At 71.4% G+C, this 11,661-nt stretch carries 11 protein-coding genes; 6 read left to right on the top strand and 5 right to left on the bottom strand.

Annotated elements, in window-relative coordinates; translation table 11 throughout:
* Window positions 1-458: 458 nt before the first annotated feature.
* A complete protein-coding gene (locus ACFO6V_RS27975) occupies window positions 459-692 on the bottom strand; it encodes a GntR family transcriptional regulator (RefSeq protein WP_377142432.1) in 234 nt (77 codons plus the stop codon).
* Window positions 693-935: 243 nt separating this feature from the next.
* Here ACFO6V_RS27975 and ACFO6V_RS27970 point away from each other — a divergent pair, with 243 nt between their 5' ends.
* From ACFO6V_RS27970 to ACFO6V_RS27960, 3 genes are all read left to right on the top strand, one after another.
* On the top strand, window positions 936-1,997 hold the full coding sequence (locus ACFO6V_RS27970; protein WP_377142430.1) for an AMP-binding protein: 1,062 nt from the start codon (window positions 936-938) through the stop codon (window positions 1,995-1,997).
* A 49-nt stretch (window positions 1,998-2,046) separates the two neighbouring features.
* A complete protein-coding gene (locus tag ACFO6V_RS27965; RefSeq protein WP_377142428.1) occupies window positions 2,047-3,237 on the top strand; it encodes a D-alanine--D-alanine ligase family protein in 1,191 nt (396 codons plus the stop codon).
* 74 nt (window positions 3,238-3,311) lie between these two features.
* Window positions 3,312-3,845 carry a hypothetical protein gene (locus ACFO6V_RS27960; RefSeq protein ID WP_377142427.1) on the top strand — a complete coding sequence of 178 codons (534 nt, stop codon included), beginning with the start codon at window positions 3,312-3,314 and terminating at the stop codon, window positions 3,843-3,845.
* Window positions 3,846-3,898: 53 nt separating this feature from the next.
* Here ACFO6V_RS27960 and ACFO6V_RS27955 read toward each other — a convergent pair whose 3' ends face one another.
* Window positions 3,899-4,609, bottom strand: coding sequence for a TetR/AcrR family transcriptional regulator (locus ACFO6V_RS27955; RefSeq protein ID WP_377142425.1), 711 nt, complete (start codon window positions 4,607-4,609; stop codon window positions 3,899-3,901).
* An 80-nt stretch (window positions 4,610-4,689) separates the two neighbouring features.
* Entirely contained in the window at window positions 4,690-5,166 is a 477-nt protein-coding gene (locus tag ACFO6V_RS27950) for a DUF3515 family protein (RefSeq protein ID WP_377142423.1), read from the bottom strand.
* 119 nt (window positions 5,167-5,285) lie between these two features.
* Between ACFO6V_RS27950 and ACFO6V_RS27945 the strand changes: the two genes are divergently transcribed.
* Entirely contained in the window at window positions 5,286-6,374 is a 1,089-nt protein-coding gene (locus ACFO6V_RS27945; RefSeq protein WP_377142421.1) for a thiamine-phosphate kinase, read from the top strand.
* 98 nt (window positions 6,375-6,472) lie between these two features.
* Here the strand turns inward: ACFO6V_RS27945 and ACFO6V_RS27940 are convergent, their stop codons facing one another.
* Together ACFO6V_RS27940 and rpmB are read right to left on the bottom strand one after the other, a co-directional pair.
* A complete protein-coding gene (locus tag ACFO6V_RS27940; protein WP_377142419.1) occupies window positions 6,473-6,985 on the bottom strand; it encodes a GNAT family N-acetyltransferase in 513 nt (170 codons plus the stop codon).
* Window positions 6,986-7,154: 169 nt separating this feature from the next.
* Window positions 7,155-7,352, bottom strand: coding sequence for a 50S ribosomal protein L28 (gene rpmB / locus ACFO6V_RS27935; protein WP_357448457.1), 198 nt, complete (start codon window positions 7,350-7,352; stop codon window positions 7,155-7,157).
* 330 nt (window positions 7,353-7,682) lie between these two features.
* Here rpmB and ACFO6V_RS27930 point away from each other — a divergent pair, with 330 nt between their 5' ends.
* Complete coding sequence (locus ACFO6V_RS27930; protein WP_377142417.1) at window positions 7,683-9,392, top strand: DAK2 domain-containing protein; 1,710 nt, start codon at window positions 7,683-7,685, stop codon at window positions 9,390-9,392.
* Window positions 9,389-11,650: an ATP-dependent DNA helicase RecG gene (locus ACFO6V_RS27925; RefSeq protein ID WP_377142415.1), complete on the top strand. Its 2,262-nt coding sequence runs from the start codon at window positions 9,389-9,391 to the stop codon at window positions 11,648-11,650. The genes ACFO6V_RS27930 and ACFO6V_RS27925 overlap by 4 nt, the downstream gene beginning before the upstream one ends.
* Window positions 11,651-11,661: the final 11 nt, after the last annotated feature.

Raw genomic sequence — 11,661 nt, 5'->3', positions numbered from 1 at the left:
CAACCGTACTCACAGCAGTAGGCGACTCATGGCCTGCCGCTATCGTGGTTCTCGCATTCGTCATTGGGTTTGTGTTCTGGAAGGCTCTGCCTTACCTCAAGGACATTGCACACGAGTTGCACCCGAATAGTGGCCGCAGTTTGCGAGATGTCGTAGACCGCATAGAGCGTGACGGTAAGGAAACGCGTACCAAGTTGGAGGAGCACATTGCCGCATCCGAGGAACGTGGAGCCAAGACCATTGAGAAGATCGAGGAACTAACTCCATAAGCCGCCGCATAGGTCTCTTGCCATTCCCTATGCGGCTACGGTCCCTGTTGGTGTTTGCTCCTGGCAGGGACTACCCCAAGATATAATGAGAGTGTGCCTACCTCAGAAGGCACGTATCTTGTTTATTACTTTTTACAGAAGCACAAAGCCGCCCCGCGAAACCTAAGTAGCGGGGCGGCTTTTCTGTGCTCACTCGGAGACGTACGTTCCCTTGCCCCGTACGGTCTCGACTAGGTGGCGATCACGGAGAACTTGAATGGCCTGCCGAACTGTAGGGCGGGATACGTCGAACTCTTCTGTGAGTTCTGTTTCTGACGGGATGCGGCGACGCGGCGGGTATGTCCCGTCCGTGATCCGGGCAGCGAGCACGGCAGCAATCTGCACGTACAAGGGCTCCGGCCCGTCTAGGTCCAACGTCGTCATGTTTCGACATTAGGTGTCCTGCGACAGTGCTTCTCGTCAGGTGACGACACCTGACAGGACATGACAAGTTGGGTAGGTTTCTCCGCATGACTTCCCCAGAGATGCCGCCCGAGGGCACAGAGGCGCGGTGCGAGTTCTGCCGCGAGACAGTGATGTTGGTTCCGGTACCGTCGAGAGAGCGGCACTGGCTACACGAGCGCGACCCAATCGACGGACAGCGACACTGCCGGGGAGGTGTACGAGATGGGCTGCTCACGCTCCACAAGCCCAGGGTGTTCGCCTGGATGTACGACGAGACCGGGCACCCGCTTACGTCCACAGGGCAGCCCATGCCGCGCCGGTCGGCCTAGCGTCTGGGCTGCTCAGAGGCGCGTCTCACTTGGACCACAGTTGCACATCTACGGCATGACGGTGCTGCTCAACGTCGCGCTGCGCACCCGGGCGAAGCTCGTCACGCTGCCGCGGTTCGACCTGGCGCAGTACCTCGGCGTGATCCAGGACCACCGGGCGAGCTTCCTGTTCGTGGCGCCGCCGATCGCGCTCGCCCTGGCCAAGCACCCGCTGGTGGACTCGTACGACGTGTCCAGCGTGCGGGCCGTGCTGTCCGGTGCCGCGCCGTTCGACGAGAAGCTCGCGGCAGCGGTGGTGGCCCGGCTCGGTGACGAAGTCCGGGTGCTCCAGGGCTACGGCATGACGGAGATGTCGCCGGTCTCGCACGTCATCCCGTTCGGCCGCCGCGACATCTCGGCCGGGTCGGTGGGGCTGCTGGTGGCCAACATGGAGGCGAAGATCGTCGACCCGGCGACGGGCGCCGAGATCGAGCAGCCGGCCGAGGGCGTCTCGGGTCCCGGTGAGCTGCTGTGCCGCGGGCCGAACGTGATGGCCGGCTACCTCGGCAACCAGCGGGCGACGGAGGACACCCTGGAGCCCGACGGGTTCCTGCACACCGGCGACATCGTCACGGTCGACGCCGAGGGCGTGTTCCAGGTGGTCGACCGGCTCAAGGAGCTCATCAAGTACAAGGGCTACCAGGTGCCGCCCGCCGAGCTGGAGGCGCTGCTGCTGTCCCACCCCGGCATCTCCGACGCCGCGGTGATCGGGGTACCCGACGAGGAGGCCGGCGAGATCCCCAAGGCGTTCGTCGTGACCGCGCCCGGGGCGACCCTGTCCGAGGGCGAGGTCATCGCGTTCGTCGCCGAGCAGGTGGCCCCGTACAAGAAGGTGCGGGCCGTGGAGTTCATCGACGCGGTGCCGAAGTCCGCGTCCGGGAAGATCCTCCGCAAGGATCTGCGGGCGACCCGGTAGGTGCGCGGTGGACGGGCCGGGTCAGGCAGGCCCCGGTAGGTTGAGTGCGATGTCGCACCACACCGAGCCGGCCTCCGGCGTGGACTCCACGAGCTCTGCGCCGAGATCTGTACCGACGTCGGACGCCGCCCGCAGGATCCGCGTCGTCGTCCTGTTCGGGGGACGTTCCGGCGAGCACGGGATCTCCGTCGCGACCGCCGGTGGCGTGCTGGGCGCCATCGACCGCTCGAAGTACGAGGTGGTGCCCGTGGGCATCACGCCGAACGGGCAGTGGGTCATCGCCGCCGACGAGCCCGGGCGCTGGGCGATCACCGACGGCAAGGTGCCCGAGGTCCCGGCCTCCGCCGCCGAGGTGGTGCTCCCGCTGACCGTCGGCGACGCCGCGCTGCGGGTTCTCGAGCCGGGCCGGGTGCCGACCGTCCTCGCCGACGTCGACGTGGTGCTCCCGCTGCTGCACGGCCCGTACGGCGAGGACGGGACCGTCCAGGGCCTGCTCGAGTTCGCCGACACGCGGTACGTCGGCTCCGGCGTGCTCGCGTCCGCCCTCGGGATGGACAAGCACTTCATGAAGCTGGTGTTCGCGGGACACGGCCTGCCGATCGGCCCGTACGCGGTGATCAGGCCGGGCGACTGGCCGGTCCGCCGCGACGTCGTCCGCCAGACCGTCGAGACCCTCGGGCTGCCGCTGTTCGTCAAGCCGGCCCGGTCCGGGTCGTCGCTCGGCATCTCCAGGGTGGTCTCGCTGGACGACCTGGACGCCGCGGTCGAGGAGGCGCGCGAGCACGACCCCAAGGTGATGGTCGAGGCGGGTATCGCCGGCCGTGAGATCGAGTGCGCGGTGCTCGGCGGCAGGGGCGGGGCGCGGCCGCGCGCGTCCGTTCCTGGCGAGATCGTCGTCACCGACGAGACCAGGCACGGCTTCTACGACTACGAGGCCAAGTACTTCGACGAGGCGGCCGTGGAGCTCACCTGCCCGGCCGACCTGCCGGACGACGTCGTCAAGGAGGTCCAGGAGATCGCCGTCCGGACGTTCGAGGCGATCGGCGCCGAGGGTCTGGCGCGCGTGGACATGTTCCTGACGCCCGAGGACGGGGTGCTGGTCAACGAGATCAACACCATGCCGGGCTTCACGCCGTTCTCGATGTATCCGCGCATGTGGGCGGCCTCCGGCATGAGCTATCCGGAGCTGATCGACGAGCTCGTCCAGCTCGCGCTCGAACGGTCCACCGGCCTGCGCTGAACGCCTGTACTCTGCCTCTCGCGACTGGTCGTCACCTCGTCGGCGGGTCGGAAAAGGGTGTCTGAGGAGGCAAGATGTGGGGCGAGCCCCGCTACACCTACGCCGCGCGTGACGTGCGGGTCGCGAACGGGACCCTCACCATCGGGCTCACCACCTTCGCCCTGAGCAACGTCATGCGGGTGGAAGTGGTCGGTGTGGCGAGCCCGAAGCCCATCGGCGCCTGGGCGAACCAGGTGGCCTACCCCTTCTTCATCGTCGCGGTGATCGTCCTGCTGCTCCGCCTGGTGGGGGCCGACGGTGTTCCCTGGGAGGCCGCGCTCGCCATGGCCTGCGCGGGCCTGGCCTGGCCGGTCGCTCGCGTCTGGCAGCGGACCAAGTTCTGGAAGCCGCTGTGGAAGTACCCGGTGTACGCCCTGCAGATGGTCACCGCCACCCAGCACGTGCACCGCATCTGCGCGCACGACATGCGGCACCTCGCGGCGCTCGCCGACCTGGTGGGCGCGGCGATGAAGGACCCGAAGATCTCCTACCACGGGACCGTCCAGCTGATCACGAACGCGGACAAGCTGCACACGCTGGACGCCGGCCGGGAGTCGATGGTGCGCTGAACCGGCGGTGCGCTGAACCGGCGGCGCGCTGAACCGGCGCGCCGGGCCCGTGCTCAGCGGACGGTCGGGTGCGGCTCCAGGCCCATCTGGACCAGCAGCGAGGAGACGAGGTCCTCGTGGAGCGCCACGTGGTCGCCGAACGCGAACTCCTGGTGGCCGTAGACGGCCATGCACTGCAGCCCGTAGACCTGGCGCCAGCTCGTCACCATGAGGTGGGCGACCCCGAGCGGCAGGTCGTGTCCGCCCACCGCGTCGCGGTAGCGGCGCACCTGCTCGGCGAGCTCCGGGCCGAGCTCGTGGGCCGGGCGCGGGATGTCCGCCGCCGCCAGCTCGCGGAAGAGCGGCACGTAGTGGCCGCCGACCATCTCGGCCATGCGGCGCTGGAGGGCGTGGCTGTCGCTGAGCTCCGCGCGGATGCCGGAGCCGATGATGAGGTCGAACTCCGCCGGGTTGCGCACCGCCCAGTCGAGAGAGGTCCGGGTCGAGGCGACCAGGGCGGCGGCGATGTCACCGGGCTCCTGCCGGGCTACCGCCACGGCGAGCAGCTCCAGCACCTCCTCGACGATCAGCACGCAGAGCTGCGCGATGACGTCCTGCCGGTTCTCGAAGTGCCGGTACAGCGCCGGCGGCGTGACGCCGACCTCCTTCGCGACGGCGGCCATCGTGAGCTTGCTCAGCCCGTGCTGCCCGGCGAGCTGGTGGCGTGCGGCGGCGAGCACCTCGCGCCGCAGCTCGTCACGCAGGCGTTCGCGGCGCGACTGCACCGGCCCATGCCCTGTCGGCGCGGGACCCGCTGCTGCATGGTCCGTCGGTGCGGGCGCTGCTGGTACTGATACAACCGGGCTCACTGACACTCCTTCGTGGCAGGTACCTGTGTCACGGCATCGGCGAGGTCGGTGATGAACGACGTCGAGTGGTTCTCGGTGACCGCCGGCGGCACGATCACCTCGGCCGCGGGCTCACGGCCGTAGGTGACGAACGACCACGTGCCGGCGCCGTCGGTGGTGACTATCCAGTCGACCGTCGTCCCGTCTGCCGAGGGCACGCTCTGGCAGTCCGCGGCGGGCCCGACCTGGTCCACGCCGCAGCGCATGGTGACCGCGGCTCCCGGTTCGCCCCATGCCGCGGTGGCCTGGGCGTTGGTCGGTACCTTCGGCAGGTCCGGACCGAGCTCGTCCGGGACGGCGAGCATGACCTCGGCGCACTTCGGGTCGGCGGCGTTCGGCGCGACCTCCACGCCGATCGTCCGAGCACAGCCGCCGAGCGCCAGGACGGCGAGAACGGCGGCGGTCGTTGCGATCACGGATCGGGCGGGAAGCACGGAGATACGTTACCCGTACCGGATAGTGCCCGGCCCCGATGCCCGGTTGCTGCCGTTGTGCGGCTCGCGCACCAGCCGGTATGCGGCCTCCGGCCCGCGCTGGGCTTTAGGGTCTACCGGTGACCCGCGTCCGTGACCTCTCCGAGGAGCAGATCCTCGAACGCATAGTGCCCCTGCTGCCCCGGGGGAGTGCCACGCTGCTCGGCCCCGGCGACGACGCAGCCGTGCTCGCGGCACCCGACGGCCGGTTCGTCGTCTCGACCGACGTGCTGGTCGAGGACCGCCACTTCCGCGCCCGCTGGTCCACCGGCTACGACGTCGGACGGCGGGCCGCCGCACAGAACCTCGCCGACATCGCCGCGATGGGTGCGCGACCCACCGGGCTGGTCACGTCCCTCGTCGTGCCGGGTGACACCGAGCTGGACTGGGTGACGGGCTTCGCCAGGGGGCTGGCCGACGGCTGCGCGTCGACGGGTGCGGGCGCCGTCGGCGGGGACCTGTCCGGTGGTCCGTGCCTCGTCGTGAGCATCACCGTGCACGGTGACCTGGAGGGACGTTCGCCGGTGCTGCGGTCGGGCGCCCGGCCCGGCGACGTCGTCGCGCACGCCGGGGTGCGCGGGTGGTCGGCCGCCGGGCTGGCGCTCCTGGAGACGGGCCTGGTCCGCGTGCCGCTGTCCTCGGCCCCGCTGGAGGTCACCGACGGCGTGCTCCTCGAGGACGAGTGGGAACGGCTCGTCACCGCCTACCTCCGGCCGGACCCGCCACTGGCGGCGGGCGTCCTGGCAGGTCAGGCGGGCGCCACGTCGATGCTCGACCTGTCCGACGGCCTGCTGCGCGACGCCGGCCGGGTCGCGCGTGCGAGCGGTGTGCGGATCGACCTCGACGCCGGGGCGTTCGCGAAGGACCGGGAAGTGCTGCGTTCCGCGGCGCGTGCGGTGGCCGCGGCCACCGGCCTCGGCGACCCCGGCTGGGGGCCGGGGAACGCGGACATCGACGGCCTGGTCGGCAGGTGGATCTGGGCGGGCGGAGAGGATCACGGGCTGCTCGCCACGTTCCCCGCCGGCACCCGGCTGCCGGCGGGCTGGACCGCCGTCGGACAGGTGCACGCCGCCGGCCAGGAGGACGACGGTGGGGAGGCCGGGCCGGCCGTCACGATCGGTGGCGAGGCGCTCGACGTCGGCCCGGGCTGGGACCACTTCCGCGCCTGACCGGTGCCGGGCAAACCTCTGGCGAGGTAGTCACCCGGGTGATCACCTCGCCAGAGGTCTACCGCGACGGTCTACCGCGGCGGTCTACTGCGACGAAGTCAGCGCTTGCGGAAGCGGAGCTGTGTGAGCGGCCGTCCGCCTATGTCGTCGATGCGCTCGGTCCCGTCGTGCTGGAACCCGTGCCGCCGGTAGAAGTGCTGCGCGCGCTCGTTGCCCTCGAGGATCCAGAGCGTCACGACGGTGCCCGGGGTGAGCCCGTCGAGCACCGTGCGCATCAGGTCACGGGCCACGCCGGTGCCCCAGGCGCGGGGATGCAGGTAGATGGCGTAGATCTCGAGGTCGCCCGGTTCGGCGTCCTCGTCGCGGGACGGGCCGACGCTCGTGAAACCTACGGTGCCGCTCTCGTCCTCAGCGACGAGCACGGTGACGTCGCGCGCGGCCACTGCCGCGTTCCACCGCCCGGTGCGTTCGCTCACGTCGAGCGAGGACAGGTACGAGTCGGACAGGATCTCTGAGTAAGCACCACGCCAGGAGGCGATGTCGACACGAGCGATGGCTTCGGCGTCGGCCGTCGTTGCTGGGCGGATGGTCACGTCTTCAGGTGCCATCATGATTTCACCTTTTCACCCTGTGGGTGCGAGGCGCAACCACTTCTGTGGGTCCGTTCGAAGGCTACGGGAACGCCGAAGACGCCCGCCAGGTGCAAACCCGACAGGCGTCTTCGTCTAACGTCTTCGTCCAAGCATGACGGGTCGCGTCAGCGACCCGGCTGCGGCAGCGTCAGGCCGAAACCTTGCGCGTGACCTTGCCGGCCTTGAGGCAGGAGGTGCACACGTTGACGCGCTTGGGAGTCCCGCTCACGATCGCGCGGACGCGCTGGATGTTCGGGTTCCAGCGGCGCTTGGTGCGGATGTGAGAGTGCGAAACAGAGTGCCCGAAGCCGGGGCCCTTGCCGCAGACGTCGCAGTTGGCAGCCACGGTGTCTCCTGAATGTCGTGCACGCCTGTGCAGAAAGACAGCACGACGTGATGGATGGTCAAAAAAGGGGGAGCCCGGACGCTTCAGAGCGATCAACGCTTCGTAGCGGACCAGGCAACTTTCACAGAGTACCCGATCCCGGGCCGGGCCCTCAAACCGTAACGACCGCGGGGTGCGTCACACCGTCGGCAGCGGGCCCGAGCCCGGTATCGGGCCTGTGGACGGCCGGACGCGAGCGGTCCTGCCGCTGGGTACGGTGGGATCCGTCCGGGCGGGCGTCCGGTCTGTGGTTCAGCCTTGTGTGTCCAGCCATACGCAGGAGGGCAGAGCGTGACCGACGTCGACAGCAGCAGCCGGCCGGCAGATTCTGGTCCGGGGTCGTTCCCGGACGGCGTCGGTCTCGAGGACCCGGGACTGGTGCGGGTCTGGACCCGTGGCGCGACGGCGGCCCTGCGGCGCGAGCGTGCGGCGATCGACCGGGTGAACGTGTTTCCCGTCGCCGACGCCGACACCGGCACCAATCTCTACCTGACCCTCCGCGAGGGAGATCTCGCCGTTGCGGCCGAGCCTGCCGAGGCGACCGGTGCGGATCTGCTGACGACGCTCGCCAGGGCAGCCCTGCTGGGGGCTCGCGGCAACTCCGGCGTGATCCTCAGCGAGTGGTTGCGCGGCCTGGCGGTCGCGGCGCGGCGCGGCGGAGGCACGGCCGACCTGCTCACGCGGGCGGCGACGTCCGCCAGGTCCGCGGTGGCGCAGCCCGCCGAGGGCACGATCCTCACGGCGGCCGACGCCGCGGCGGCGGCCGCGCGCGCCGTCGAGAGCTCGGTCGACGGGGATACCGGACCGCTGGCGGTCGTGTCCGCCGCCGCGGCCGCCGCGCGTGCCGCCGCTCGCGCCAGCCGGGACGAGCTCCACCACCTCCGTACGGCGGGTGTGCTCGACGCCGGAGCCCTCGGGCTGGTCCTCGTGCTCGACGCGCTGGTCGTCGCCGCTGCGGGGGCCACCGCAGGGGCTATGAGCGGAGCTACGGCCGGGGCAGCCGCCGGAGTGTCAGAGGCGGACGGCAGCATGGACTCCGTGAACCTGGACCAGCTGCTCGAACCCGCCTCGTCGTCGCCCGTGCGCGGCGTGCCGGCGGTCGGCGGGACGGAGCCCGGCGCCCTGGCGCACGGCGCCGAGGCCGGTGCGGGCGCCCTCGAGCTCATGTTCGTGCTCACCGGGCCGGTAGCGGCCACTGCCGACACCGTGGCGGCCGGGCTGCGCACCGCGCTGGGCGAGGTGGGCGACTCGGTGGTCGTGGTCGGCGGGGACGCGGGCACCGGAACCGGCGTCTGGCAGGCACACGTCCACACCGACCACCTCGACCAGGCGCTCGCCATCGCCGCGGAGGCCTCGCGCACGGGCTCGCTGGCCCAGGTGCACGTGCGGCACCTCGAAGCCGTGGCGCAGCACGAGTGGGGCGTCGTCGCGGCGACGTCGGCCCCGGCGCTCGCCGGGGCGCTCGCGCACGCGGGCGCCGTCGTCCTGCTCACGGGAGGGCTCGGCAGCACGGTCGAGGCGCTGACGGCCGACGACGTCGGCCGCGTCGCCGCATCGACCGGAGCCCGGCGCGTGCTGCTCCTCGGGGTGCCGGACGGGCCCGCTGACGTGCAGCAGCATCTCGACGTCGACGAGGTGGTCGCCGTGCGGACACCTACCGACGTGCACGCCGTCGTGGCGCTGGCCGCGCTCGGGACGCTCCTGCCGATCGGCCTGTCCGACGAGCCCGACGCCGACGTACGCGGGACGGTGGAGGAGGCGCTCGCGGGGCTGACCGTGACGTCCGTGCGCAGCGACGCAGCCGTCGAGGCCCTGCGCGCCGCGGCCGGACCGGCGACCATCGTGGTGACGGCGCTGCTCGACGCCGAGGTCCCGGACGGACTGCCCGGCCTGCTCGCCGCGGCGCTCACGGAGCGTGCGCCGGAGGCGGAGCTCGTCGTCCTGGCGACGGGCCGCCCGGGCGACGGCGTATACCTGGGCATGGAGGAGGAGCACGCATGACCGAGCGGGCGGACGAGCGCCTGGAACGGGCCTTCGACAAGCGGACGGCGACCGCCCTGGGCAAGCTCGGGCTGCAGACCGTAGGCGACCTGCTGGGCCATTACCCGCGCCGGTATGCCGACCCGGGCGCGCTCACGGACATCGCGGCGCTCGAGGTGGGTGAGCACGTGACCATCATGGCCCGCGTGGAGCAGGCGACCGTGCGACCCATGCGCAACCGCACGGGCGCGCTCATGGAGGTCGTGGTGACGGACGGGAAGAGCCGGCTGTCGCTCACCTTCTTCGGCAAGCACCGCGGCTCGCTCTTCAACCACGAGAAGCGGCTGGTCCCGGGAGCAAAGGGCCTGTTCACCGGAACCGTCGGCCTGTACAGGGGGTCGCGGCAGCTCAGCCACCCGGACTTCACGCTGATGGGGGAGGAGTCCGACCTCGACAGCGACGAGGCGCTCCTCGAGCACGCGACCAAGCCCATCCCGATCTATCCGGCGGCCGCAGGCATCCCGAGCTGGAAGATCCAGGCCGCCCTGCGCGTGGTGCTCGACACGCTGGCCGACGCCGACGTGCCCGATCCCGTGCCCGATGAGGTGCGGGAGCGTCAGGGTCTGCCCCCACGCGCAGGTGCGCTGCGCAGCCTGCACCGGCCGGCGACGCTCGAGGAGGCCTACCGCGCCCAGCACCGGATGCGGTTCGAGGAGGCGTTCGTGCTCCAGGCGGCGCTCGCGCAGCGCCGGGCACGGACCGCCGCCGAGGACGCCACCGCCCGGCCACCGCTACCCGCGGGGAAGTCCGGCCTCCTCGCGGACTTCGACGCCTCGCTGCCCTTCGTGCTCACCGACGGCCAGCGTGAGGTGGGCGACGAGATAGCCGGCGAGCTCGCCAGCCCGCGGCCGATGCACCGGCTGCTCCAGGGCGAGGTAGGCAGCGGCAAGACGGTGGTCGCGCTGCGCGCCATGCTCCAGGTGGTCGACGCCGGCGGCCAGGCCGCGCTGCTCGCCCCCACCGAGGTGCTCGCGTCGCAGCACGCCAGGACCCTGCGCGCCCTGCTCGGCCCGATGGCCGAGGGCGGCACCCTCTTCGGCGCTGAGCGCACCGGCGCGAGCACCCGGGTGGCGCTGCTCACCGGCTCGCTCGGCGCGAAGGCCCGCAAGGAGGCGCTGCTCCAGGCCGCGAGCGGCGAGGCGGGCATCGTGGTGGGCACGCACGCGCTCCTGTCGGAGCAGGTGCAGTTCGCCGACCTCGGTCTCGTCGTCGTGGACGAGCAGCACCGCTTCGGCGTCGAGCAGCGGGACGCGCTGCGGGCCAAGGGGCGGGTGTCCCCGCACCTCCTCGTCATGACGGCCACGCCCATCCCGCGCACCGTGGCGATGACGGTCTTCGGCGACCTGGAGACGTCGTCCCTCACCGAGGTGCCCGCCGGACGCGCTGGCATCACGACCGTCGCCGTCCCGGCCGGCAACACCCGCTGGACCGACCGCACCTGGGCCCGCGTGCGCGAGGAGGTCGACGCCGGGCGCCGCGCCTACGTCGTCTGCGCGCGGATCCACCCGGACGAGGAGGCGAAGGCACCCGCCAAGGACTTCGACGACCTGCCGGAGTTCCTGGACCCGTCCGGGCCCGGTGCTGAGGGCGCCAGCGACCGGGCGCCGCTGCGCGCCGTGCTCGAGGTCGTCGAGGAGCTGCGCTCCCGGCCCGAGCTGGCGGGCATCGAGGTCGGAACGCTGCACGGGCAGCTGCCGCCCGACGAGAAGGAGGCGGCCATGGCCCGGTTCGCCTCCGGTGAGGCTCCGGTCCTGGTCGCCACCACCGTGATCGAGGTGGGTGTGGACGTCCCCGAGGCCACGGCGATGGTGATCTTCGACGCCGACCGGTTCGGCATCTCGCAGCTGCACCAACTGCGGGGACGCGTGGGACGCGGCACCGACCCAGGCCTGTGCCTCCTCGTGTCCGACGCCGAGCCCGGCACGCCGGCCTTCGCCCGCCTGGAGGCGATGACCCAGACCACCGACGGTTTCAAGCTCGCGAACCTCGACCTGGAGCTGCGCAGCGAGGGCGACGTGCTCGGTGCGGCGCAGTCCGGCCGGACCAGCTCCCTGCGCCTGCTGCGCGTGGTCAAGGACGCCGGCCTCATCGAGGAGGCGCGCGCCGCGGCCGTCGATGTCGTCCGGGCGTCTCCCGACCTGACGGAGTTCCCCGAGCTCGCGAAGGCGATCCGCGCGCAGCTCGACGAGGACCAGGAGGAGTTCCTCGAACGGGCGTGAACGGTCCCAGG

Source organism: Promicromonospora alba, from assembly GCF_042654905.1.
Taxonomy (GTDB): Bacteria; Actinomycetota; Actinomycetes; order Actinomycetales; family Cellulomonadaceae; genus Promicromonospora; species Promicromonospora alba.
This window is presented reverse-complemented; position numbering and strand designations above follow the sequence as displayed.

Bases quoted from the DNA above. Each gene is read 5' to 3' on its own strand.
- ACFO6V_RS27975 (WP_377142432.1), bottom strand. From the start codon at position 692: ATGACGACGTTGGACCTAGACGGGCCGGAGCCCTTGTACGTGCAGATT.
- ACFO6V_RS27970 (WP_377142430.1), top strand. From the start codon at position 936: ATGGGCTGCTCACGCTCCACAAGCCCAGGGTGTTCGCCTGGATGTACG.
- ACFO6V_RS27965 (WP_377142428.1), top strand. From the start codon at position 2,047: ATGTCGCACCACACCGAGCCGGCCTCCGGCGTGGACTCCACGAGCTCT.
- ACFO6V_RS27960 (WP_377142427.1), top strand. From the start codon at position 3,312: ATGTGGGGCGAGCCCCGCTACACCTACGCCGCGCGTGACGTGCGGGTC.
- ACFO6V_RS27940 (WP_377142419.1), bottom strand. From the start codon at position 6,985: ATGATGGCACCTGAAGACGTGACCATCCGCCCAGCAACGACGGCCGAC.
- ACFO6V_RS27925 (WP_377142415.1), top strand. From the start codon at position 9,389: ATGACCGAGCGGGCGGACGAGCGCCTGGAACGGGCCTTCGACAAGCGG.